This is a genomic window from Marinobacterium weihaiense (genome assembly GCF_019061305.1).
Lineage (GTDB): Bacteria > Pseudomonadota > Gammaproteobacteria > Pseudomonadales > Balneatricaceae > Marinobacterium > Marinobacterium weihaiense.
In genome coordinates this window covers 1-23,211 of the sequence record NZ_JAHQZT010000031.1, presented here as the reverse complement: position 1 = coordinate 23,211, position 23,211 = coordinate 1, and the positions used below count along the sequence as shown (strand labels likewise).

Annotated in this window: 20 protein-coding genes; 10 read left to right on the top strand and 10 right to left on the bottom strand. The window is 58.4% G+C overall.

The genetic code is table 11. From position 1 onward, the window contains the following. Position 1: 1 nt before the first annotated feature. Complete coding sequence (locus KTN04_RS15115; protein WP_217336072.1) at positions 2–4,900, top strand: alpha-2-macroglobulin family protein; 4,899 nt, start codon at positions 2–4, stop codon at positions 4,898–4,900. A 6-nt stretch (positions 4,901–4,906) separates the two neighbouring features. Next, positions 4,907–7,225 carry a penicillin-binding protein 1C gene (gene pbpC / locus KTN04_RS15110; protein ID WP_217336071.1) on the top strand — a complete coding sequence of 773 codons (2,319 nt, stop codon included), beginning with the start codon at positions 4,907–4,909 and terminating at the stop codon, positions 7,223–7,225. Here pbpC and KTN04_RS15105 read toward each other — a convergent pair. Then, positions 7,203–8,432 carry a multidrug effflux MFS transporter gene (locus KTN04_RS15105; RefSeq protein ID WP_217336070.1) on the bottom strand — a complete coding sequence of 410 codons (1,230 nt, stop codon included), beginning with the start codon at positions 8,430–8,432 and terminating at the stop codon, positions 7,203–7,205. The genes pbpC and KTN04_RS15105 overlap by 23 nt on opposite strands. A 148-nt stretch (positions 8,433–8,580) precedes the next feature. Between KTN04_RS15105 and KTN04_RS15100 the strand changes: the two genes are divergently transcribed. From KTN04_RS15100 to KTN04_RS15080, 5 genes are all read left to right on the top strand, one after another. Beyond that, positions 8,581–9,255: a TetR/AcrR family transcriptional regulator gene (locus KTN04_RS15100; protein WP_217336069.1), complete on the top strand. Its 675-nt coding sequence runs from the start codon at positions 8,581–8,583 to the stop codon at positions 9,253–9,255. A gap of 101 nt (positions 9,256–9,356) precedes the next feature. Further along, positions 9,357–10,553, top strand: coding sequence for an enoyl-ACP reductase FabV (gene fabV / locus KTN04_RS15095; protein ID WP_217336068.1), 1,197 nt, complete (start codon positions 9,357–9,359; stop codon positions 10,551–10,553). A gap of 144 nt (positions 10,554–10,697) precedes the next feature. Continuing rightward, positions 10,698–11,984 carry a ferredoxin reductase family protein gene (locus KTN04_RS15090; RefSeq protein WP_217336067.1) on the top strand — a complete coding sequence of 429 codons (1,287 nt, stop codon included), beginning with the start codon at positions 10,698–10,700 and terminating at the stop codon, positions 11,982–11,984. Between the two features lie 14 nt (positions 11,985–11,998). Then, a complete protein-coding gene (locus KTN04_RS15085; RefSeq protein ID WP_254262596.1) occupies positions 11,999–12,496 on the top strand; it encodes a DUF2271 domain-containing protein in 498 nt (165 codons plus the stop codon). Positions 12,497–12,568: 72 nt separating this feature from the next. Beyond that, positions 12,569–13,027: a VIT1/CCC1 transporter family protein gene (locus KTN04_RS15080; RefSeq protein WP_217336066.1), complete on the top strand. Its 459-nt coding sequence runs from the start codon at positions 12,569–12,571 to the stop codon at positions 13,025–13,027. 508 nt (positions 13,028–13,535) lie between these two features. On the opposite strand, the gene KTN04_RS15075 is transcribed toward KTN04_RS15080, so the two are convergent. Both KTN04_RS15075 and KTN04_RS15070 read right to left on the bottom strand, forming a co-directional pair. Next, positions 13,536–13,760: a hypothetical protein gene (locus tag KTN04_RS15075; RefSeq protein WP_217336065.1), complete on the bottom strand. Its 225-nt coding sequence runs from the start codon at positions 13,758–13,760 to the stop codon at positions 13,536–13,538. Positions 13,761–13,834: 74 nt separating this feature from the next. Next, positions 13,835–14,080 (bottom strand): helix-turn-helix domain-containing protein, encoded by a 246-nt coding sequence (locus tag KTN04_RS15070; protein WP_217336064.1) that lies wholly within the window; start codon positions 14,078–14,080, stop codon positions 13,835–13,837. A 324-nt stretch (positions 14,081–14,404) separates the two neighbouring features. On the opposite strand from KTN04_RS15070, the gene KTN04_RS15065 reads away from it, so the two are divergent. Together KTN04_RS15065 and KTN04_RS15060 are read left to right on the top strand one after the other, a co-directional pair. After that, positions 14,405–14,713, top strand: coding sequence for a hypothetical protein (locus KTN04_RS15065; protein ID WP_217336063.1), 309 nt, complete (start codon positions 14,405–14,407; stop codon positions 14,711–14,713). Beyond that, complete coding sequence (locus KTN04_RS15060) at positions 14,710–15,339, top strand: alpha/beta hydrolase (RefSeq protein WP_217336062.1); 630 nt, start codon at positions 14,710–14,712, stop codon at positions 15,337–15,339. The genes KTN04_RS15065 and KTN04_RS15060 overlap by 4 nt, the downstream gene beginning before the upstream one ends. Positions 15,340–15,651: 312 nt before the next feature. On the opposite strand, the gene KTN04_RS15055 is transcribed toward KTN04_RS15060, so the two are convergent. Next, positions 15,652–15,861 carry a cold-shock protein gene (locus KTN04_RS15055; protein ID WP_010321946.1) on the bottom strand — a complete coding sequence of 70 codons (210 nt, stop codon included), beginning with the start codon at positions 15,859–15,861 and terminating at the stop codon, positions 15,652–15,654. Between the two features lie 506 nt (positions 15,862–16,367). Here KTN04_RS15055 and KTN04_RS15050 point away from each other — a divergent pair. Next, positions 16,368–16,562 (top strand): hypothetical protein, encoded by a 195-nt coding sequence (locus KTN04_RS15050; RefSeq protein WP_217336061.1) that lies wholly within the window; start codon positions 16,368–16,370, stop codon positions 16,560–16,562. Positions 16,563–16,672: 110 nt separating this feature from the next. Here the strand turns inward: KTN04_RS15050 and KTN04_RS15045 are convergent, their stop codons facing one another. The 6 genes from KTN04_RS15045 to KTN04_RS15020 all read right to left on the bottom strand — a co-directional run bounded on the left by KTN04_RS15045 (position 16,673) and on the right by KTN04_RS15020 (position 23,139). Further along, a complete protein-coding gene (locus KTN04_RS15045; protein WP_217336060.1) occupies positions 16,673–16,876 on the bottom strand; it encodes a hypothetical protein in 204 nt (67 codons plus the stop codon). 87 nt (positions 16,877–16,963) lie between these two features. After that, on the bottom strand, positions 16,964–17,779 hold the full coding sequence (locus tag KTN04_RS15040; protein WP_217336059.1) for a class I SAM-dependent methyltransferase: 816 nt from the start codon (positions 17,777–17,779) through the stop codon (positions 16,964–16,966). A 74-nt stretch (positions 17,780–17,853) separates the two neighbouring features. Next, on the bottom strand, positions 17,854–19,542 hold the full coding sequence (locus KTN04_RS15035) for an AMP-binding protein (RefSeq protein WP_217336058.1): 1,689 nt from the start codon (positions 19,540–19,542) through the stop codon (positions 17,854–17,856). A 52-nt stretch (positions 19,543–19,594) separates the two neighbouring features. Next, a complete protein-coding gene (locus KTN04_RS15030) occupies positions 19,595–20,173 on the bottom strand; it encodes a peroxidase-related enzyme (protein WP_217336057.1) in 579 nt (192 codons plus the stop codon). Positions 20,174–20,236: 63 nt separating this feature from the next. After that, positions 20,237–21,145, bottom strand: a complete 909-nt coding sequence (locus KTN04_RS15025; RefSeq protein WP_217336056.1) for a hydroxymethylglutaryl-CoA lyase — start codon at positions 21,143–21,145, stop codon at positions 20,237–20,239. Further along, positions 21,145–23,139 (bottom strand): acetyl/propionyl/methylcrotonyl-CoA carboxylase subunit alpha, encoded by a 1,995-nt coding sequence (locus KTN04_RS15020; RefSeq protein WP_217336055.1) that lies wholly within the window; start codon positions 23,137–23,139, stop codon positions 21,145–21,147. The genes KTN04_RS15025 and KTN04_RS15020 overlap by 1 nt, the downstream gene beginning before the upstream one ends. Between the last annotated feature and the right edge of the window lie 72 nt (positions 23,140–23,211).

The window sequence follows — 23,211 nt, the reverse complement described above, 5'->3', positions numbered from 1 at the left end:
CATGCCTGCGTTTAAACACCGTCTATTTACCCTGCCCTTGCTGGTTGGCGCTCTGCTGACCGGCTGTTCTGATGACCCCAATGAAGCGGCTTCGCCGCCGGTTGCCCAGACACCGGTCGAGCAGGAAGCCGCCAGTGACCGTGTCAGCCGCAACCCGTCGGCCTCGGTGCCACTGCGGGTGCAGGATATCAGCGTACAGACCTGGCAGGGGCGCCAGGCGGCGGCGGTGACACTGTCGACGCCGGTCGCGGTCGACCGTCCCTTTGACGCCTGGTTGATGATCGAAACCGATACCGGTGAGCTGGTGAAAGGGGCCTGGGTCGCGGACACGCGTGGCAAGGTGCTTTACTTTACCGGGCTGGAGCCGGAACAGAGCTATCGCGTGCGCGTGCGGCCTGGCCTGAGAGCGGCCAACGGCAATGTGCTGGCCAACCTCTCCAGCGTGGTGATCGAGACCCCGGCGTTGCAGTCGGCGCTCGGTTTTGCCGGTCGCGGCAATCTGCTCGCACATCGCTTACGCCAAGGGCTGCCGGTTATGGCGGTCAACGTGGATCAGGTGGATGTGGATTTCTACCGCATCCCTCAGGGGCAGCTGGTCGATTTCCTGTCGCGCTTCGGCAATGCGACCCAGTTGAGCAGCTGGGATGCCGAACGCTATCTGGACAAGGTAGAACTGGCCTGGTCGGGCCGTTTTGATCTGGAACTGGACGACAATACCCGTGCTACCCGTTACCTGCCGGTGCAGGACGTGGATGCGTTGAATACCAGTGGCGTCTATCTGGCTGTGATGCGTGAAGCGGGGGACATCAGCTACCGCTATCCGGCCACCTGGTTTGCCGTGACCGACCTGGGTGCCCAGGTGCGGCTCTACAAGGATCGTCTGCAGGTACAGGTCAATACGCTGTCCGGTGCCGATCCGTTGGCCGGTGTGAAGCTGACCCTGCTGGATGAGCAGGGCCATCTGCTGGCCGATGCCGCAACGGACCGTGCTGGACGTGCCGCGTTCATGGCGGACCAGCTGAAGCCGGGTGCGCTGACGGCCGCACCGCTGCTGTTGTTGCAGAAAGGGCCGGAAACATCGCTGTTGCGACTGAACGGGCCGGGGCTGGATTTAGCCGAATTCCCGGTGGATGGCCGTCAGCGCACGCCTCAGGAGTTGTTCATCTACAGCCCGCGCGACCTGTATCGGCCGGGTGAAACCCTGATATTCAGTGCGCTCCTGCGTTCGTCCAAGGGCGAGCCGGTGCCGGGCATCCCCGTCGAGGCTGCACTGATCCAGCCGGATGGCCGCGTGGTGGCCAGCCAGAACCTGGAACCCCGTGAACTGAACTACTACGAAACCCGACTGCCACTGCCCAAGGACGCGCCCACTGGCGAGTGGCGCTGGCAGTTGAGCCTGCCGGATGGCAGCCAGCATGAGTATGCGGTACAGGTTGAGACCTTCCTGCCGGAACGTATGTCGCTTGCGCTGGATGCGCCCGGTACCTTGGCGCCGAAGACCGACTGGCAGGTGGCGGTCCAGGGGGACTACCTCTATGGCGCCCCGGCAGCGGACAACCGGCTGCAGACCCAGCTGCTGGCGCGGCTGGAGGCTCATCCCTATGAAAAGTTCAAGGATTTCTGGTTCGGCAGTCCGCGTGATACCGCACTGGAGCGACGTGAAGATCTGGCGGAAATTCGTCTGGATGACAATGGCCGCGGCGTCATCGAGGTTGAAAGCTACTGGCAGGAGCTGACCAGTCCCCTGCGCTTGCAGGCGTTTGCCAGCCTGCTGGATGCCGGTGGGCGTCCGGTCAGCCGTCGAGCCAGCTCCATCGTGTTGCCCGCCGATCGCTTGGCCGGGATTCGTCCTCTGTTTACCGATGATCAGGTCGATTATGAAAGCAGTGCCGGTTTCGAGCTGGTCCTGACCGATGGCGAAAAGCGCCTGTCCGCCGAGGGCATGCAGGTCAGTCTGGTCCGCGAACGCCGTGACTATCACTGGAGCTGGAGCGATGCCGAAGGCTGGCAGAGTCATTTCACCGAGCGTCATTACACCGTGGAGCAGCGTGAACTGGACGTGTCTGCCGATACACGCACGGAAATCGAGTTTCCGGTGGAGTGGGGCCATTACCGTGTCGAAATCAAGGACCCGAGCACGGGGCTGGTCTCCGCCTACGCCTTCCAGGCCGGTTGGGACCCGGACTCGCAGCTGATGGCCGGACGTCCCGACCGTATCGGGTTGAGTCTCAATCAGCAGACCTACGCGGCCGGCGATATTCTGAAGGTTCAGGTACGTCCACCGGCGGCCGGCAAGGGATATCTGCTGCTGGAGTCCGATCGTCCCCTGCACCGCGAGCCCATCGAGATACCGGCCGAGGGCAAAACGTTGTCTCTGACGCTGAAGCCGGAATGGCTGCAGCAGAACCTGTTTCTGAGTGTTTTGCTGCTCAAGGCCGGTGACGCCGAGACGGGTGAATTGCCGATGCGCATGCTCGGTATTGAACCGGTGCCGCTGTCCAGCGACGATCAGGCGCTGGAGATCAGCTTCGGCGAACTGCCAGCCCAGGTGCGTCCCGAACAGACTATCGAAGTACCGATTCAGGTCGAGCGTGGCAACGGTCAGGCGCTGCCGGACCGGGTACGGGTGACGCTGGCGGCCGTGGATGTGGGGGTGCTGTCGATTACCGATTTCCAGACGCCCGACCCGCTGAACTGGTTCTTTGAACCGGGTGCCTACCCGGTCGAGGTACGCGACAACTACGGTGATCTGATTGATGCCGAGGATGGCGAAATGGCACGTTTGCGCTATGGCGGTGACGCCGATCTGAGTCGCGGCGGTGCCCAGCCGCCCACCGACGTGCAGATCCTGTCGCTGTTCTCTGGTGCCCTGACGGTCGGTGCCGATGGCTCGGCCAGCATTCCGCTGGAACTGCCTGCGTTTAACGGCAAGATGCGGCTGATGGCGGTGGCTTTTTCGGATGACAGTTTTGGAGCTGCCGATCAGGAGTTGACAGTGGTGGCGCCGGTGGTGGCTGAACTGAACCGCCCGCGCTTCCTGGCGCCGGGTGATGAAACGCGACTGACACTGGAGCTGCACAACCGCACTGAACAGGCCCAGACTCTGCAGGTGACGCTGGAGGCCGAGGCAGGGATGCGCCTTGATGGGCACGCAGGCCTCTGGCAGCCTCGCGTCGAGCTGGCTGCCGGTGCGCGAACCAAGCTGAGCGTGCACGCCCGTGCCGGATCGCAATACGGTGCGGTGCCGCTGACGCTCAAGGTCAGTGGCATCAAGGGTGAAGCGGATATCAATCGCCGCTGGACACTGGGCGTGCGACCGGCCTGGCCGGCCCAGTCTTTGAACTGGCAGCAACCCCTTGCCCCTGGTGATGTTTTCAGACTGCAGGGGCAGGCCTTGCAGGGGCTGGTGCCCTCAACCCTGAACGCCCAGCTTAGCCTGGCCAGTCGACCGCCATTCAACCTGGCGCGACATTTCAGTGAGCTGCGTGCCTATCCCTATGGCTGTGCCGAGCAAACCACCAGCGGCGTGTTTGCACAATTGTATGTCAGTGCCGATGTGCTGACCGCTTTGGGGCTGGCCGATGAGGATGCGGCGGCGCGTAAGGGGTCTGTGGAGCTGGCCATTCGACGCCTGTTCGGCATGCAGCGCCACAATGGCAGCTTTGGCCTGTGGAGCAAGGACAGCCCGGAAGAACCCTGGCTGACGGTATACATTACTGATTTTCTGCTGCGCGCCCGTGAAGCGGGGTATGCCGTATCGGAGCCCGGCTTGAAACAGGCTCTGGAGCAGGTAGGGCGTTACTTGCGCAACCCCAGCCGCATCAACGGCGAACTGTTGCATGACGGTCGTTCACGGGTCGCCGTGCGCGCCTATGCCGCTCAGGTCCTGGCCCGTGCCGGGCAGGCCCCTCTGGCTGAAATGCGTACTTTGCTGGATCATCAGGCCGGTGAAGCCACACCGCTGGCGTTGGTGCAGCTGGGATTGGCCCTGCAGCAGGCCGGGGATGGACCGCGTGCCGAACGTGCGCTGCAGCGTGGTTTGCTGGGACTGAACAAGAGCGACTTCACCATTACGGATTACGGCAGTTCATTGCGGGATCGTGCGTTGGCACTGTTCTGGCTGCTGGAGAACGACCAGCCGGAGACGACTTGGCTGCCACTGCTGGAGCACCTGCAGGCGGACATGAGCCGCCGTACCTGGTTCAGCACTCAGGAACGCAACGCTCTGTTCCTGGCGGGGCAGGCCCTGTCGGGGCGTAGTGGCAATGCGCTTGAACTGGCGCTGTCCGGTGCCCTGGAAGAGCAGCTGCAGGGTCAGCAGCATCGCCTGCAGTTGACCGGACAGTCACTGCTGGAAGGCCTGAATATCCGCAACGAGGGCGAGGATCAAGCCTGGGTCAATCTGCGTCTGCAGGGCTATACCGATCAGCCACCGGCATCCTTCAGCCAGGGCCTGACGGTCGAGCGTCATTATTACGATGCCGACGGCAAACCTCTGGATATCAGCACGCTGACCACCGGCCAGCAGGCCGTGGTTGAGCTGCGGGTCAGCAGCGATGAGCCGCTGCGGGATGCGCTGGTGGTGGATCTGCTGCCGGCTGGTCTGGAGCTAGAAAACCAGAATCTGGCCCACAGCTTGGAGCTGGGCGAGCTGCAGATCGGCGAGCATCGATTGGTCGACCTGATGGCGCTGTCGGATATCCGTCATCAGGAGTTTCGAGATGACCGTTATGTGGCGGCGCTGAATCTGGAACGTCGTCGGGCACGGATCTTCTATCTGGCCCGTGCGGTCACGCCCGGCCGCTATCGCGTGCCGCCGACGTTTGCCGAATCCATGTACCGGCCCGACATTCGTCACCTGGGCGATGACAGTGGCATGCTGACCATCAAGGCACAGTAAAGCGGCATGAAGCGCCGCTACTCCGTGCCACTGGTTGGCATCGTGTTGCTGCTGGTGCTGGCGGGTGTCCTGGATCGTGCTTTCCCGCTGCCCCAGCCGCCTGCGGCAGCCGTGAGGGTGCTGGCTGCCGACGGCGAACTGCTGCGGGCCTTTGCTGCACCCGATCAGACTTGGCGCTATTCGATCCGACCGGAGCAGGTGGCGCCGGTCTACACCGAGGTACTGCTGGCATACGAAGATCGCGGTTTCTTCTACCATCCGGGCATCAACCCACTGGCTATCGTGCGTGCTGCCTGGCAGAACGCACGGGCGGGGGAAGTGGTATCCGGCGGTTCGACCCTGAGCATGCAGGTGGCTGGGCTGCTTGACCCTTATCCGCGCACGCTCGTGGGCAAACTGCGTCAGGCATTGCGTGCGTTGCAGCTGGAATGGCACTACAGCAAGGCGGAGATCCTGACGCTGTATTACAATCTGGCACCATTCGGCGGCATGTTGTCCGGGGTGGAAGCGGCATCACAACATTACTTCGGCAAGCCTGCTGGTCGGCTCAGCGATGCGGAGGCGGCGCTTCTGGTGGTGTTGCCCCAGCGGCCCAGCGACTGGCGGCCGGACCGTTACCCGCAGCGGGCACGCCAGGCCCGCGACAAGGTGCTGCGACGCATGCACGCGCTGGGGCTGTGGTCCGAAACGCGCGTCGAGGCGGCCCTGCGCGAGCCGGTGGCGGCGCTGCCGCCACAGCCGCCGCTGCTGGCGCCCTTGCTGGCTCGCCGGTTGCAGCAGGCATGCCTGCAATGCCGAGACATTCCCACCCTGATCGATGCCAGCCTTCAGCGCCGGTTGCAGCACCTGGTCGGTCGCTACACCCGTGGCATGAACGAGCACCAGTCGCTGGCGGTGATGGTGGTGCGCAATCGGGACCGGGCCGTGCGCGGTTATGTGGGGGCGGCTCGCTTCGGTGATCGGCTCAGCCAGGGGCATGTGGACATGACTCGCGCCATCCGATCGCCCGGTTCGGCATTGAAACCCTTTGCCTATGCCATGGCGTTGGATCGGGGGCTGATCCATTCCCATTCAATGCTGCTGGATACGCCGCGCTATGGCTTGCGGTATCGTCCGCACAACTTTACCGGCGGTTTTGCCGGTCCGGTGACCGTGACGGATGCGCTACAGCGCTCGTTGAATCTGCCGGTGGTGCAATTGGTGGAACACCTGGGGGCCGAGCGCCTGGTGGCTGGACTGCACAACAGCGGGCTGGCGATGCAGGGGCCGGGGGTGACGGATCCCAGCAGCGCGGTGGTGCTGGGCGCGGTGGGGACCACGCTGGAGTCTCTGGTGGGGCGTTATACCGCATTTGCCCGAGGTGGTCTGGCAGGGGATGTGCGTCTGCGACCTGGCGACCCGGATCAGGATCGCTGGCTGATGAGCCCGGGCGCTGCCTGGATCAGCTGGCGCATCCTGGCACAGAACCCTTGGCGTGCCTTGGGACAGGTCGGTGAATCCTCTTGGGTGCTGGGCTGGAAGACGGGTACCAGCTATGGCTATCGGGATGCCTGGGCGATAGGCGTGTCGCCGGAATGGACCATCGGGGTTTGGGTCGGGCGACCGGACGGCAGCCCTAGCCCGGGCCGCCATGGCCGGCGAACTGCTGCGCCCTTGCTGTTTCAGGTACATGCGTTGCTGGGCGAAACCGGCGTGCCCCTGCCGCGGCCTGAGAGCGTCAGCCGGGAGACTGTGTGCTGGCCTCTGGGAACGCGGCTTGACCACCCACACAACCGCAACGGCAACTGTTTGCAGCAGCACCAGGCGTGGCTGCTGGACAATACCGCACCGTCCACCCTGGCGCAGGCGCCAACCGCTGAGGCCGAGCCCCTGCTGAGGCGAGTCTGGGTGGATGCGACCGGGCGCGCGCGGGCGCCGGGGTGCCGCGCGCCGGGTCAGCACCTGTCCATGCGGCAGATCGCGATATGGCCGGTGCAGGCCGAGCCCTGGCTCAAGCCGCAATGGCAGCGTCAGCAGCGTCTTCCCGGTCCTGCGGACAGCTGTACACGTCTGAACGGCACCGAGGTGCCCATCCGCATCACCGGCATTGAAAACGGCAGCCGCATACAATTGCCGCCGGGGCGCCGGGTATTGGAAGTGGATCTGCAGGTTCATGGTAGCCAGGGCCGGCTGAACTGGTATCTCAATGGCGAGCCGCTGGAAAGTGAACGCGAGGGAGCCTTTTTTACCCTGAAGCTGTCACGCAGCGGTTTTTATCACCTGAGCGTGGTAGACAGTCATGGCAACACCGATGCCATGCGGTTCACTTTCGAGAAGGCGCTCTGACCGGTTCGGCCTCTGCAGCCATGTCGCCGGCGCGTCTTGGCAGCAACCAGGTGCCCAGCAGGTTGCCCAGCAGACAGGTGCCGAACATGACGGCCAGCATAGGCAGCGGAGTGCCGTCTCCCAGTAGACCGACCAGTGCGCCCGAGAGTGCGCCTCCGGCAAAGCCGCAGGCACCGAGCAGAGCCGTCGCGGTGGCGGCGGAGTGCGGGAAAAACTCACTGGTGCCCGCCATGCCATTGGAAATGATGAAGCCCTGCACGCCGATATACAGCATGATCAGCGCCACGACCAGCCACAGTGGCGCCGGTGTCAGCACGAAGACCAACAGCAGCGCGCTGGCCATCAGCAGCTGAAAACGCTGTGCCCGTTGCAGTAGCTGCTGGGAGGTGAAACGGTGTAGCAGACGAATGTTGAGACGGTTGCACGCCAGCAGCGTGACGATATTAAGGCCGAACAGCAGGGTATACAGCGCCGGTGATGCGCCGTAATAGTGAATATAACTGCCCGGCGAGCCGGTAATGAAAGCAAACAGCCCGGCATAGCTGAAGGCCACCGAAAACAGATACCCCAGAGCGCTACGGTGACTCAGTACCGCCCAGTAGCTGCGCAGCGGGTTGGGGCGAGGGCCGGGCTGGTGCCGTCGGGTCTCCGGCAGACGCAGACCCAGGATAAGAATCATCAGCAGCGCATACGCGGCCAGGAACACGAAGATGCTGCGCCAGTCGGCAACGGCCAGCAGCGCTGTTCCCAGGACTGGGGCAAGCAGGGGCGCTACCATCAGAATGCTCGCCATACGACTCATGGCCTGAGCGCTGTCCCGGCCGGAGTGGCGATCACGAATCACCGCTGCCGAGTTGACAACGCTCATGCCGCCACCAAAGCCCTGCAGCATGCGCGCAAACCAGAGTGTCAGTATCGTGCCGGACAGTAGAGCTGCCAGTGAGCCGAGAAAAAACAGGGTCAGGCCGGTAAAAATGGCCCGCCGACGGCCATAACGATCCGAGAAAGGGCCACCGGTGATCTGGCCGCTGGCAAAGCCGGCCAGAAACAGGCTGACCGACAGCTCCACGTCATGAATCGAGGCGTCCAGACTATCGGCGATGGCCGGCATGGCGGGCAAGTAGGCATCCGTTGATAGCGGGCCCAGTGCGGTCAGGCCTGCCAGCATCAGGATCAGCCCGGGTATGTGGCGCGTGTGTGTTGTCATGGCAGAGTACCGAAAGGCAAGCAGGCGGCTTTTAAAATGTAATTGTCATTACATTAATATGAAGCAGTGCAGGATTCAAGTGTGCAGATGGTTCCGCATGGCCCTTGCAAGCCTGATATAATGACACCCTTTAAACCTGTTAGACCTGATGGATACCGTGCAAGAGCAAGCAAATGCAAAACCCTGTGGCCTGACGCCAAAAGGGCTGGAGCGCCAGCGCCGCATTTTGGAAGCGGCCCGAGAAGTGTTTCTGGAACAGGGCTATGACAATGCCAGCATCAACGACATCATGCGCCGTGCCGGGGGGTCGCTGAGTACTCTGTATCGGCTGTTCGGCAACAAGCTTGGCCTGTTTGAAGCGATGATGACACAAACCTCGAACCGGGTGTTTTCGGCGTTTGAGGCAGCCGAGTGTTCGGCCGGCCATGACGACTGCCCGGAAGCGGTGCTCAAGCGCTTTGGTCATCTGCTGCTGGAGCGGGTGTTGAGCCCCGAAGCGGTGGGGCTGTACCGTCTGGTCATGACCGATTGCAGCAGTGAGCGCGATCAGATTCAGGCGATGTTTTACGCCCAGGGGCCCAAACGTCTGAATGAGACACTGAGCCGCTTTTTACAGCAGCAGGTTGAGCACGGGCGGATGCAAATCGGTGACACCGAGTTGGCGGCGTTTCAGTTTCTGGAAATGGTGAAGGGCAATTTCCAGATGCGCGCGATGCTGGGCATGGCAGTGACGATGACTGAACGCAACCGCGCCGTTGATCAGGCCGTTGAGCTGTTCCTGTATGGCGCGGCAGGTCGTCGGCCCGGCACCGCCGTAGACTGAAGCTGTTGTCCGTCCGGTAAATACGGTATCTTAAGCCCTCTTTTGTAACAGACACATTCGTTTACACTTTCTGTTTCCAAAACAACGGCACCGAATCGAATATGATTATCAAACCGAAAATTCGTGGCTTCATCTGCACCACCACTCATCCGGTTGGCTGTGAAGCTAATGTCCGTGAGCAGATCGCTTACACTCAGGCACAGGGCAAGATTGAAAACGGCCCCAAGCGTGTGCTGGTGATCGGCGCATCCAGTGGTTACGGTCTGTCTTCACGCATTGCCGCTGCTTTCGGCAGCGATGCCGCCACCATCGGTGTCTTCTTTGAAAAGCCGGGCACCGAGCGCAAGCCGGGCACCGCCGGCTGGTACAACTCTGCTGCCTTCGACAAGTGTGCCAAGGAAGCGGGCCTGTACGCCAAGAGCCTGAACGGCGATGCCTTCTCTCATGAAGCCAAACAGAAAACCATCGAGCTGATCAAGGAAGACCTGGGTCAGATCGATCTGGTGGTTTACTCACTGGCCTCTCCGGTACGTAAAATGCCGGACAGCGGCGAAGTTGTTCGCTCTGCACTCAAGCCGATCGGTGAGCCCTACCGTTCGACTGCCATCGACACCAACAAGGACGTGATCACCGAAGCCGAGATCGAACCGGCGACGGAAGAAGAGGTGGCCAACACCGTTACCGTCATGGGCGGCGAAGATTGGGAGCTCTGGATCAACGCGCTGGAAGACGCCGGCGTGCTGGCTGATGGCTGCAAGACCGTCGCCTACAGCTACATCGGTACCGACATCACCTGGCCGATCTACTGGCACGGCGCCCTGGGCAAGGCCAAGCAGGATCTGGACCGAGCTGCAGGCGAGCTGAACACCAAGCTGTCCGGCGCTCACCAGGGTCAGGCCAACGTGGCGGTACTGAAGTCCGTGGTGACTCAGGCCAGCTCCGCCATTCCGGTGATGCCGCTGTACCTGTCCATGGTATTCAAGGTGATGCGCGAGCAGGGTATCCACGAAGGCTGCATGGAACAGGTACACCGCCTGTTCAGCACCGGCCTGTACGGGTCCACTGCTGAGATGGACGAAGGCAACCGTTTCCGCATGGACGACTGGGAACTGCGCGATGACGTGCAGAAAGCCTGCCGCGACCTCTGGCCGCAGGTGACCAGCGACAACCTGTTCAACGTGACCGACTACCAGCTGTACAAGGACGAGTTCCTGAAGCTGTTCGGTTTCGGCATCGATGGCGTTGACTACGAAGCCGACGTGAACCCGGATGTGCAGTTCGACGTGATCGATATTTGATCGTCTGACTGATGTCTACACGGCCCCGCCGGTGTTGAGCCGCGCGGGGCTTTTTAGTTTTGGCGCGTCTGAAAGCCCTCTGTTTTTAAGGTTGATATAAGCCTGAGCAGTACAGAATGACTCCACATCTGGAGGATTTTCTGTATGCCCAATCGAAATCTGATCCTGAGTCTCCTTGCTCTGCTGGCCGTTCAGCTAGGTGTCTGGCAATGGAGCCTCAGTTATGAACACTTTCTAACCCTCAGTGGCTTTTTGGCCATCAACTTCATGTCTATCACCATGCTTCTGGCCATGCGTCCGCAATGGTTGGAAATGAGCTTGGGCGGTCTGGACAAGCAGTATCACGTACACAAATGGACCGGCATTCTAGGCGCCGTTTTTGCCCTGACACACTGGCTGGTTGAGATGGGCGATGACGCCTTAAAAGCGGTGTTCGGCAAGGATCGAAGCCTGCGCGAGGCTGACTTTTCCGGCCTGCTCGACAGTCTGCAGGGAATGTTTGAGGACTGGGGAGAGCCCGGTCTGTATCTGCTGCTGGCCCTTGTGGCCATCACCCTGATTCGCTGGGTCCCCTATCGTTTCTGGCGCTACCTGCACCGCATCATGCCGCTGATCTATCTAAGCCTGGCGGCCCACTCGCTGCTGTTGGCACCGCTGAGTTGGTGGCAGCAGCCGACCGGCTGGCTGATGGCGCTGCTGATCGGCGCCGGCAGTATCGCCAGCCTGCAGTCGCTGGCCGGGCTCATCGGCAACAGCCATCGCTGGAAAGGTGTGGTGACGTCTGTACGAGAGCTATCCGACACCACTCTGGAGGTCGTCTGTGACATGGGGCGGCACTGGCCTGGGCATCGTGCCGGGCAGTTTGCACTGGTGACATTCGACCGGGCCGAAGGGGCGCACCCGTTCACCCTGACAACGGCAGGTCGGAAGAATGGTCAGCTCGGTTTTCACATCAAGGCACTGGGCGACTATACCCGTACCCTGCCACGTCGATTGCATACCGGGCATGCCGTCACGGTTGAAGGACCTTATGGCTGTTTCAATCCCGAGAAAAACCGACCTGGCGCCCAGCAGGTCTGGGTGGCCGGCGGCGTCGGCATTACCCCGTTTCTCGCCGCCCTGGAAAACCGCTTGGCCAACAGGGATCAGCACTATCAGCCGGTGACCTTGCACTACTGCACGCACAGTGCGGTTAATGACCCCAATGTGGAGCACCTGCATGCGCGGGTAGGTCAGTTGCCGGACGTCAGCCTGCAGATCCATGACAGCGGACAGGGACAGCGCCTGACAGCTGACGGGTTACGAATCCAGGCGACCAAAGTGGATCTCTGGTTCTGTGGGCCTCAGGGATTGGCAGCAGCGCTTCGCAGTGGACTGAACGACTCGGCTGTCTCGCTGCGCTTTCATCAGGAACGCTTTGAATTCAGGTAATGAGGATATTAAAAATGCACGGCCTGAAACGTCGGAACGCCCTTAAAGCATGGCTGCCAGCGATGGTGTTGGCCAGCCTGGTAACCTTGCCTGCGGTTGCTCAAGCCAAAGCGGTCACCATCGACACGCAACTGAGTCAGTACCGGGGCGATGGTGCCTATCTGGCCATTTATCTCACGGACGCAAGGGGCGTGTATCAGCAAACCCTCTGGGTTGCCGGTAAAAAAAGCAAATACTACAAGCATCTGAGCGACTGGGCACGCGGCAGTCAGCGCAGTCGGGCCGAATATGATGGATTGACCGGTGCCAGCATTACCCGGGGCGAAACCCTGCAGATCAGCGTCAATCTGGACGAGACGCTGATCGACAGCGGCTACCAGATTCGTGTCGATGCCGCTGTGGAGGACATGGACGATCAGCCGGCGGCTGTCATTGCCCCCTTGACGACGGCAGGGGCCGGTACTCCGATTCGTGGACAGGGGTATATTCAGTCATTGACCTACACTTTCTGAACGGCACCGCGCCGTTCAGTCCGCTTTCCAGGGAGACATTCATGAGTCACGAGTAGATTCACCGATCGCACCGTGTTGGTTGGCTTGCTGCGTGCAGCAGTCCTTGGGGCGAACGACGGCATTGTCTCGACCGCCAGCCTCATCATCGGTGTTGCCGCTGCCAGCACCACCCATGAGAGTATCATTGTCGCCGGTGTAGCCGGCCTGGTTGCGGGCGCCATGTCGATGGCTGCAGGGGAATATATTTCGGTCAACGGTGGTGCTCAACCCGTTCAGGCGGCCCTCTCGCCAGCGACCACGTTTACTGTCGGTGCAGCACTGCCGTTGTTGGTGGCTTGGAGGGTGCCCATCGGTTATCTGATTACGTTGGTCGCACTGTGCTCATTGGTATTTCTCGCCATACTGGGCGCCATTGCCGCAAGGGACGGTGGCGCATCGATGATGATCGGGGCCGTCCGGGTTGTCTTTTGGGGAGGCCTGGCCATGGCGCTGACGGCGGGGGTAGGTAAAGTATTTGGTATCGCCGCCTGATGAAGCCCCATACCTACCAACACCTGAACACACCAGCGGTTTCTATACCGCATTCTCACGTTAGCCACACGCAATACCGGTCATTAGGGCTGCCCAGCGCACGGAGCAGACCCTAGCGGGAATCGGCCAGCAGTTCCGGGCACGACAGGACCTGTGGACAAGCGGCTTTAAGTTTCTGTGGTTATATACAGTGTATTGAAGGCCACGAGCCTAGGGTGCTTGTTTTGTTACGTGACTGTGCTCATTTGTGACTGGTAACAGGCGGGAAAATCGTTCAGTATCAGGAAACTATGGACTGGCCGTTGCAGGATACTGCGCACGGCAAAGCTGCAAAACGCGCATGCTCGTTTTCACCGGAAGAGAATGACTGTGATATCTCGATTTGTCCTTTATCTTCAGGTGCTTATAACGACTGTCCAGTCTTCGACTGAGAGCCAAAACACGCATGCGCAGTATTAATAATGTTAGCTTTTGGAGCCCTCTAGAAGCTAAAGGGCCTAGGTGATAGTCAGTCGTTATCAATGTGAGCAAGCACTTTATCGAGCTTTTCTTGGGACCAATACAGATCTTTACCGTTATTTCTAGAGGCATTCAGTAGTTGCCCTGGGTTCATTTTGTTCAACTTTCGAACGGTGCTTGTGACTGTCGCTTGGTGTACTTTGGCTGCTATTTGTCGGTTGTGTTCTTTGAGCGTTTCATCTGTAAATACATGGATTTCTGGGTTTTTGCTCATGATTGAGGCCCTTAAACTGACAGTTGAGTGTGCGTTTTGGCGGTCACGTAATCTGCTCTAGTCATTGATTTTTGTCAGTAATTCTCCTCTTGAAAGTAATCGCCATCAATGTAATCGTCTTCTGGCGGCGGGAGCATATGCTGCAGCTCTTCTATATATTCGTTCGCATCATCCAGTTCGCGCTGCAACCCCGTAATTTGTTGCTGAAAGCCCACTTCCTTAACCCAATTGGCAACGGTTGCTTGAGAGCAGCCGAGCACAGCAGCAACATCTTTCTGCTTTGCTCCAAATTTCGTCACCAAGGAATAAGCTGCTACCATTGCCCTTTCACGAGGTTGTCCGGCCCTATTTTTGTATACCATAACATCGAACCTCATATTAGAAATCAAATACCTGATAAATAAGAACACAAAAAATATCAGAAGTCAACCGAATTTTGTGGTTGCGGTATTAAATCAAGTCACAGCAGCTAACAAAGCGCTCAACCATCGGCCACTGCGTGGCCTGGACCTCCGCAAGCCTAAGGCTTGCGGAGGCCGGTTAGCGCGGCGTTAAAGGGAGCAGGTGTGTTGAAATATTCTGGTTCTGCGTATAATTTAGTTAATGCTTATGTTTTTATATATATTATAAAAGAGGGATAAGAAATGGCTTTTAGGAAACCTATATCTACATTAGGTGGTTTGTTTTGGTGGAGTAATATCAAGCAGAATGAACATTTTATAATGCAGGAGCATAAGGTTGGTGTTCCTGTTTGGCCGTACAAATATAGAATAACCATGCGTGAAAATAGAATGGAAATCGCTAACTCTAATGACTTCAAGGAAATAGAGTTCGATTGGGAGTATCTAAAAAACAATGTTGTCCCTCAAATTGACAAAAAGATTGATGCAGGTGAAGTGCTTCGAGATATTGACTTGGTTTCTCTTATCAATAAGGGAATAAATAGTCTGTGAAAAGAGAAATCACTGTTCTCGTTCATGGCTTCAACAAAAGCAAATCAGATATGTCTTATGTTGAAGCCGGTCTGAAGTCTGCTGGCTTTGAGGTATTGGCAGTAAGCCTTCCTACTACATTCTGCAGTCTCGAGCAATGTCGCAACTCCCTTTATTTACAGATTAAGGAGATTGTTGACAATGCTGACACGGTTAATTATGTGGCCCATAGCATGGGCGGGCTTATTACAAGATCCTTTATTGATTTTGTGGGGCAGACCAATGTCGGGAAATGTGTTTTTATAGCAACTCCTCACGGGGGCTCTAAGCTGGCGTCGATAGCGAGTGGCATTCCATTCTACTCTGCTATATTTAAGCCAATTAAAGATCTTGAGACTGGCTTGAGATATATATCGTTCAAATCTCCCAAGAAATTTAAAATAGGTGTCATTGCTGGCTGCAAAAACAATGGAGTAATTGGGCGGTTGTTTATGTCTAAAGAGAGTGATGGTCGAGTAGAGGTCATATCCGTAAAAGCGAATGACATGGATGATTTTGTTATTGTCCCCTTCGGTCATGCTAATATTCATCAGAATAATGAGACCCTCCTGTTAGTGAAAAAATTCCTTAGCACTGGGGAGTTTTAATGCGTATTAAAAATCTTTAACAAGGTGCTCAAGTTCGTTTGCTACGCTCACTGGGACCTCAAAAGCTACGCTTTTTCGGCCCCTTAGCACGGCGTTAATATCCGCTTTGGGCCAAACTGTGTAATGCGGCAATTCAGAGCCTGCCTCTGGTCAGTTACCGGATCGCTTCACCAGGGGAAGGGCTTTGAGTGCAAAGAGCCAACGCGCAACGCAAAGAAGTACCTTAGGAGAGCTTTTTCCTAAAGCCAGACCTTATTAAATGCAAAAACGGACCACAAGGGTCCGTTTTTTATCGCTTACTGAAATCGAGGTTCAGATCGCGGAAATATTCTCAGCCTGAGGGCCTTTCTGGCCCTGAGTAACAGTGAACTGAACTTCTTGGCCTTCAGTCAGGTTTTTAAAGCCGGAGCCGGTAATCGCGCTAAAATGGGCGAACACATCCGGGCCACCGCCTTTCTGCTCGATAAAGCCAAAGCCTTTAGTTTCGTTGAACCATTTAACGGTGCCAGTAGTAGTAGACATAATAATAATCTCGTTCAAAAAGTGTTTGAACACTGCAGCTAAAATGCTGAACGTGTTCGAATAATGCTCTAAATAATACAAGGACTTATGAAAACAGAACGAGGTACATACGTTTAGGCAGGACGTCGAAAAGGTGCATAAATGCAGGTGTTACTCTCAAGCAAGATCATCGTACGCTTATTATTCACTTAGTGATAGCTTTATAAAATTTATTTTGGCATTAAAATATAAATCACTTAATTTTCAATTAGTTGGGTGACCTGCGCACCACTTATGAGTGCGGTGGCAAGTTTGTGAACAAACCCTACTGGTACGGCAACTCAGCCTGCCGTGGGCGTGACAAGGGACTGTATGCGCCCAACCTGCACGGGAGTCGTTTTATTCGTCTGGCAAGGCGGATGTACAGGGTAAAAAAACCTATGTCACGCTTGCGGTTGCCCAGTACAGTGGAGGCCGCTTTCCGACCAAAGCCGTTCTGGATATTGGCGAGATCAAATCATTGGACGATGCTCGTATCGAGCATTGATCTCGACGGCATGAGCAAGGCTCTGGCGGAAACCGGGAAAGTCGAGCGGGAAGGGGTACTGTTTGATACGGTTAAAGCCAGTCTGAAAGCCGAATCGGCCGAGGTGGTGGCAACGATTTGCTCCTGCACGCTTGGAACCGGTTGGTGTGGGCCCCGTGAGCCCGGTGATGAGTAACACAACCGGTAGCGGCCGTTCCGAAAACCGCCGAGTCGAACTGGTACTGGCTGACTGACTCAGCGTCAGGGCTGTCTTAAGGCGGCCCTGACGTTTGAGTCAGCGTTTCGTTACTCGGCCACGTGGTCCATGTCACTGTCCAGAATCAGCTTAGCGTCCCCTGGATCCTGGTTGGCATGGGCATGCACGGCTTCGGCATCGCCGGCTGTCAGCAGAATACGGCTGAGAATGGTGTCCTCTGTTTCATCCTTGTGTAGCCTGCGTGCCACGATGGCGGCATAAACTTCATTGGAGACGGTGATGGTTTGAGACATACAAATACCTCCGGTCACAGCGTGGAACAGAAGCGTTCAATGTCTCTAGGGTGGATGAGAAAGGCACAATCAGCAAGTCGAAAGGCGTTAGGCGGGGGTGGTCAGACACTCAAGCACGCGAATGGCGCCTTTCTCCAGGTTAATCGCCACATTTTGCCCCATGGCCTTGAAGCGGTTCCCCAGTATCAAGGCCGGTGATAGCGGTGCAGGGGCTGATGAGTCAGCCTGTTCCTTCTCCAGCTGACGTCGGCGCCAGGTCAGGGCTTCGTTACTCCAGTCATCCATCTCGATGGCGCCAAAACCAGCAGCCTGCAAACGTGCAGCAAGCGCTGACTGGCTCAGCAGGTGGGAGTGTTTCGCATCGTCTGCCCAGGGAACAGGAAAGCGCATGGCGCCTGGGTGTTCGCCTTCAACCACTTCGTGCAGCAGCAACTGACCATCGCGTTTAAGCACGCGGCGGCACTCCTGCAGCACCTGCACATCGTCCGGCATGTTGAGCAGGCTGTGCTGGAACAGGATCAGGTCGATGCTGTTATCAGCGAATGGCAGGTGATGCGCATCGCTGGTGAGCACGGGGGTGGTAACCGGCTGTTCCAGGCAACCGTTCAAGCCTTGGTTCAGGCGGTTCAAATCATGGGTGATATCCAGCCCGATCATATTGATGCCGGCCAAGGCTGCCTGGCGCATCAAGCCACCGGCGCCAGAACCGATATCCAGTACTTGCCGATGGCGCTCAGGGTCCAGGTGACGCAGCAGTCGCTCGGAGGCCTTGATGCCGCCGATATGGAGCTGGTCCAGCGGTGCCAGTTGATAGAGGCTGGCACCTTGAGGGTACTGCTGGCGCACACGTGCCAGAACGGCATCAGTCTCCAGTTGTTGGTTGTAATGCTGGTTGATGGTCATATGCAAAAGCGCCAACTCGCAGGTCGAATGTATATAACCTGTGAGCGGGCGCCTGATCTCCTTGCAATGCCGGGTCAATCGTCCAGACCCAGCTCCTCGATGGATATTTCCCGCATTTTAAACTTCTGAATCTTGCCGGTCACCGTCATCGGGAAGGTATCGACAAACTTGAAGTAGCGCGGAATTTTAAAGTGGGTGATCTTGCCCTTGCAGAACTCACGCAGGTCATCACCGGTCACCTCGTCGGCATCCGGGTGCAGCTTGATCCAGGCGATCAGCTCTTCACCGTATTTCTTGTCCGGTACACCGGTGACCTGTACCTCGGATACCGCCGGATGGGTGTAGAGAAACTCCTCGATCTCTTTCGGGTAGACGTTCTCGCCGCCGCGGATCACCATGTCCTTGATGCGGCCGACAATCTGGATGTAGCCCTCGTCATCCATGATGGCCAAGTCGCCGGTGTGCATCCAGCCGGCTTCGTCAATGGCATCCCGGGTGGCCGCCTCGTTGTTCCAGTATCTAAGCATCACACTGTAACCACGGGTGCAGAGTTCACCGATTTCACCCCGTGGCAGAATCTGGCCGCTACCGGGATCAACGATCTTGGACTCCAGGTGAGGCTGGGTACGGCCCACAGTCGAGACCCGCTTGTCGATGCTGTCATCGGCACCAGTCTGGGTGGAGACCGGGCTGGTCTCGGTCATGCCGTAGGCGATCTGCACTTCGGACATGTGCATTTTATTGATCACCTGCTTCATCACCTCGGTGGGGCAGATGGAACCGGCCATGATGCCGGTGCGCAGGCTGGACAGGTCAAAGTGGTCAAACTCGGGGTGATCCAGCTCGGCGATGAACATGGTCGGTACGCCGTAAAGGGCCGTGGCTTGCTGGGCATGCACGGCCTTGAGCACGGAGGTTGGCTCGAAGCCTTCATCCGGGTAGATCATCGTGGCACCGTGGGTGATACAGCCCAGGTTACCCATCACCATGCCGAAACAGTGATACAGCGGTACCGGAATCACCAGACGGTCTTCACTGGTAAAGCTCATGCTTTCGGCCACGAAGAAGCCGTTGTTGAGGATGTTGTGGTGCGACAGCGTCGCACCCTTGGGGAAACCGGTGGTGCCGGAGGTGTACTGGATATTGATCGGCTCGTCGAACTGCAGTGTCGCCTGGAGATCAGCCATGTCCTGCTCGCTGACGCGGTCGGCCTGCTCCATCATGTCGACCCAGCGCCACATGCCGGCGTGCTTGTCGTCATCCAGGTTGATCACGCACTTGAGGTCGGGCAGTTTCTGCGCTTTCAAGCGGCCTTCGCCGCTGGCTTTCAGCTCGGGGGCCAACTCATAGAGCATGGCGCGATAGTCGGACGTCTTGAAGCGGTCGGCGGTGATCAGATAGCGGGCACCGGACTGGTTCAAGGCGTATTCCAGCTCATGGGTGCGGTAGGCCGGGTTGATGTTGACGAGAATGGCGCCGATCTTGGCGGTTGCGAACTGGGTCAGGGTCCATTCGGCCCGGTTGGGGGCCCAGATGCCGATACGGTCTCCCTTCTGAACGCCCAGGGCCATCAGGGCACGGGCACATTGATTGACCTGTCGTTGCAGTTCGCGGTAGCTCCAGTGAATGTCCTGATGCAGAACAATCAGGGCGTCATTGTCCGGATATTGCTGGGCAATTTCGTCGAACTTGTCGCCGATGGTCATGCCGATCAACGGCTTGTCGGCGGTGCTGCTGGTGTAGCTCGGTAGCGTTTTGCTCATTCTGTGACTCCGATTCTTGTTGTTATCCGGTCAAATGAAAAACGGTGGGAGATCAACGAAAGCGGCTGTGGTACTCGGGGTTCGGCTGCATGTCGACCGCGCTGGCCACCCGGTTGGTCATGTTGTAGAAGCCGGCAATGTTGGCGATATCCCAGATGCCGCGCTCGCTGAAGCCGGCATCACGCAGGGTCTGGCGATCGGCCTCGTTGATTGCTGCCGGCGAGGTGGTCAGCTTATGGGCGAAGTCGAGCATGGCACGCTGGCGCGGCTCAAGTTCGGCAACGCGATAGTTCATCACCATCAGCTCGCCCAGTTGCGGGTCTTCCGAGTATTCGCGCACGGCGGCCCCATGTGCTGTCAGGCAGTAATAGCAATGGTTGTTGGACGACACCACCACAGCGATCATTTCTCGCTCCAGCGGCGTCAGTTCGCTATCGCCGAACATCAGTTCGTTGTAGAAGCGGGTGAACACCTCGAACTGGGCCAGGTTCTGACTGTAGGCTTTGAGCACATTCGGTACCATGCCCAGTTTTTCGTCGCATTTACCGAAGTATTTCTGCACATCTTCGGGCAACTGGTGACGCTCGGGAATCGGTAGATCCAGAGCGGTGACGTGGTCAGGCTGTGACATTTTTCAATACCCCTTGTTATCGTTATTCGGCATCGTGATTCGCGTTGGTGGCCTGGCGGGTGTTCAGCGGCTGCACTCTCCCCATGCCTGGGCGACCTTGGAACCGTTGTGACGGCCCAGTTCGCGGGTGATCCAGTGTCCGGTCTGCACCACGGCCTGCAGGTCGATGCCGGTTTCGATATTCATTCCCTGCAGCAGGTACAGCACATCTTCCGTGGCTACATTGCCGGAGGCCCCTTTGGCATAGGGACAGCCACCGAGGCCAGCAGTGGAGCTGTCGATCACCGCGATGCCTTCTTCCAGCACGGCATAGAGGTTGGCCAGCGCCTGGCCGTAGGTATCGTGAAAGTGAGCCGCGAGCTGCTGCACGGGTATCGCTTTGGTCACTTCAGCCAGCATCTGCTTAGCTTTCAAGGGCGTGCCGGCCCCAGTGGTATCACCCAGTGACACTTCATGACAGCCCATGTCGATCAGCTCGCGGCTGACAGCTGCCACCTGAGCCGGATCGATCTCACCCTGGTAGGGGCAGCCCAGAACGGTGGAGACATAGCCGCGCACGCGGATGTCGGCCGCTCGGGCCTGCTCGATGAGCGGCACGAACCGAGCCAGACTTTCGGCGATGCTGCAGTTGATGTTCTTCTGCGAAAAGGCCTCGGAGGCGGCGGCAAACACTGCGACCTCCTCAGTATTGGCTGCCATGGCTCCCTCAAGGCCTTTCACGTTCGGGGTCAGGGCCGAGTAGGTAACACCGGGGTGGCGCTTGATGCCGGCCATGACAGCGGCGGCATCGCCCATTTGCGGTACCCATTTTGGGGACACAAAGCTGGCCGCTTCGATATGACGGATCCCGGCAGCTGACAGGCGGTTGATCAGCTCGACCTTGATTTCCGTGGGGATGATCGGCCCGGGTTCGTTCTGCAGGCCGTCACGGGGACCGACCTCGACAATGCGAACCTGTTGCGGAAAAGCCATCAGGCGGCCTCCTCGTTATCCAATTCTACGGCGATCAGCTCGGCGCCTTCCGATACCAGATCCCCCTCGGCGAAAAATACTTCGCTGACCGTTCCAGCGGCCGGGGCCTTGATGGCGTGTTCCATTTTCATTGCCTCCATGATCACCAGTGTCTGGCCTGCTTCCACTCGGTCTCCCGCCTTGACCAGCACCGCGACCACGGAGCCGTTCATGGGTGCCTGCAGGCCGCCTTCGCTGGCCTGATCTTCAAGGCCATAATGTTCACGATGGCGTGCACAGTGGAAGGTTTCCCCTTCATGGAAAAGCACTAGCTGATCCTGATGCAGGTGGCCGCAAATGCTGAAACGGTGGCCGTTGACGGTGGCATGCAGGCAGTCATCACTCAGACTGGCCTGGACATCATAGCGGCTGTCGCCGACACGGATCTCGTAGCGGTCATCCTGTTCCAGAATGCTAAGCGAATGTTGTACATCATCACTTAGCAGGATCATGGGGCGTGCATAGCAGGAGTTCAGGCGCCAGCTGTTCTGGCGGGCAAACGGCGACCAGGGGTCGGCCGGCAAGGTCTGTTCCGCCTTGTTGTTGAGCAGGAAGAAGCAGGCGCTCAGGACCAGTCCCAGATGCTCGTCCAGTTTCGGCGCCGGGAATAGCAGGGCTTCATGCTTGCCGATGAATCCCGTATCCAGCGCTTCATCGCGGAAGGGGGCCGAATCGGCCAGTGCATGCAGGAAGCGGATATTGGTTTTCACCCCGTTGATCCGGTATTCCTCCAGCGCCTGCACCATGCGGTTGATGGCCCGCTCGCGAGTATCGTCCCAGACGATCAGCTTGGCGATCATCGGGTCATAGTGGATGCTGACTTCATCGCCTTCAACCACACCGGTATCCACGCGCACATGGGCGGTTTCTTGGGGCGTGCGCAGGTAGTGGAGGCGGCCGGTCGCAGGCAGGAAGTCATGGTCCGGATCTTCTGCATAGATGCGCGCTTCCAGCGCATGGCCGCGCAGGCGAATCTGTTCCTGTGCCAGCGGCAGCGGCTCGCCACCGGCGATCCGCAGCTGCCATTCGACCAGATCCTGTCCGGTAATCATTTCGGTGACCGGGTGTTCCACCTGCAGGCGGGTGTTCATCTCCATGAAGTAGAAGGAGCCATCCACGTCGTAGAGGAATTCGACTGTGCCGGCGCCGACATAATCGATCGCCTGAGCGGCACGTACCGCGGCTTCGCCCATCGCCTGGCGGGTCTCATCGCTCAGGCCCGGTGCCGGGGCTTCTTCCAGCACCTTCTGATGGCGGCGTTGGACCGAGCAGTCACGCTCGGCCAGGTACACGCCGTTGCCGAAGTTGTCACAGAATACCTGAATTTCAACGTGACGGGGCTGGGTCAGATACTTCTCGATCAGCATGTCCGGGTTGCCGAAGGCGTTCTTGGCTTCACGCTGGGCGGCAGCCAGGGCTTCGTTGAATTCGGACATCTGCTCAACAACACGCATGCCCTTGCCGCCGCCACCGGCGACCGCCTTCAGCAGCAGGGGAAAACCGCATTTCTCGGCTTCGGCACGCAGCAGGTCAAGAGACTGATCATCGCCATGGTAGCCTGGTACCAGGGGCACACCGGCATCCTGCATGATCGCCTTGGCAGCGGACTTGGAGCCCATGGCGGCGATGGCAGACGCGGGCGGGCCGATAAATACGATGTCGTTGGCTTCACAGGCCTTGGCGAAATCGGTGTTCTCGGACAGGAAGCCGTAACCCGGGTGGATCGCCTGAGCGCCGCTGGCCTTGGCCACTTCGATGATCGTGTCGGCACGGAGATAACTTTCACTACTGGGCGCCGGACCCAGCAGGAAGGCTTCATCGGCCATGGCGACATGACGGGCGTGGCGATCGGCTTCTGAATAGACTGCAACACAGCGGATACCGAGGCGGTGTGCCGTTTGAATGACTCGGCAGGCGATCTCGCCACGGTTCGCGATCAAAATTTTATTAAACATGGGAGGTCTCCGTGTCGAGATCGCCTGCATGCGCTGTGCGCATCGGCAAGCGATTTGGCTTCGCCGCCAGTT

Bases quoted from the DNA above. Each gene is read 5' to 3' on its own strand.
- KTN04_RS15075 (WP_217336065.1), bottom strand. From the start codon at position 13,760: ATGAGCAAAAACCCAGAAATCCATGTATTTACAGATGAAACGCTCAAA.
- KTN04_RS15055 (WP_010321946.1), bottom strand. From the start codon at position 15,861: ATGTCTACTACTACTGGCACCGTTAAATGGTTCAACGAAACTAAAGGC.
- KTN04_RS15030 (WP_217336057.1), bottom strand. From the start codon at position 20,173: ATGTCACAGCCTGACCACGTCACCGCTCTGGATCTACCGATTCCCGAG.
- KTN04_RS15090 (WP_217336067.1), top strand. From the start codon at position 10,698: ATGCCCAATCGAAATCTGATCCTGAGTCTCCTTGCTCTGCTGGCCGTT.
- KTN04_RS15025 (WP_217336056.1), bottom strand. From the start codon at position 21,145: ATGGCTTTTCCGCAACAGGTTCGCATTGTCGAGGTCGGTCCCCGTGAC.
- KTN04_RS15100 (WP_217336069.1), top strand. From the start codon at position 8,581: ATGGATACCGTGCAAGAGCAAGCAAATGCAAAACCCTGTGGCCTGACG.
- KTN04_RS15115 (WP_217336072.1), top strand. From the start codon at position 2: ATGCCTGCGTTTAAACACCGTCTATTTACCCTGCCCTTGCTGGTTGGC.
- KTN04_RS15070 (WP_217336064.1), bottom strand. From the start codon at position 14,080: ATGGTAGCAGCTTATTCCTTGGTGACGAAATTTGGAGCAAAGCAGAAA.
- fabV (WP_217336068.1), top strand. From the start codon at position 9,357: ATGATTATCAAACCGAAAATTCGTGGCTTCATCTGCACCACCACTCAT.
- KTN04_RS15050 (WP_217336061.1), top strand. From the start codon at position 16,368: ATGCTCGTATCGAGCATTGATCTCGACGGCATGAGCAAGGCTCTGGCG.
- KTN04_RS15105 (WP_217336070.1), bottom strand. From the start codon at position 8,432: ATGACAACACACACGCGCCACATACCCGGGCTGATCCTGATGCTGGCA.
- KTN04_RS15040 (WP_217336059.1), bottom strand. From the start codon at position 17,779: ATGACCATCAACCAGCATTACAACCAACAACTGGAGACTGATGCCGTT.
- KTN04_RS15065 (WP_217336063.1), top strand. From the start codon at position 14,405: ATGGCTTTTAGGAAACCTATATCTACATTAGGTGGTTTGTTTTGGTGG.
- KTN04_RS15085 (WP_254262596.1), top strand. From the start codon at position 11,999: ATGCACGGCCTGAAACGTCGGAACGCCCTTAAAGCATGGCTGCCAGCG.
- KTN04_RS15045 (WP_217336060.1), bottom strand. From the start codon at position 16,876: ATGTCTCAAACCATCACCGTCTCCAATGAAGTTTATGCCGCCATCGTG.
- pbpC (WP_217336071.1), top strand. From the start codon at position 4,907: ATGAAGCGCCGCTACTCCGTGCCACTGGTTGGCATCGTGTTGCTGCTG.
- KTN04_RS15020 (WP_217336055.1), bottom strand. From the start codon at position 23,139: ATGTTTAATAAAATTTTGATCGCGAACCGTGGCGAGATCGCCTGCCGA.
- KTN04_RS15035 (WP_217336058.1), bottom strand. From the start codon at position 19,542: ATGAGCAAAACGCTACCGAGCTACACCAGCAGCACCGCCGACAAGCCG.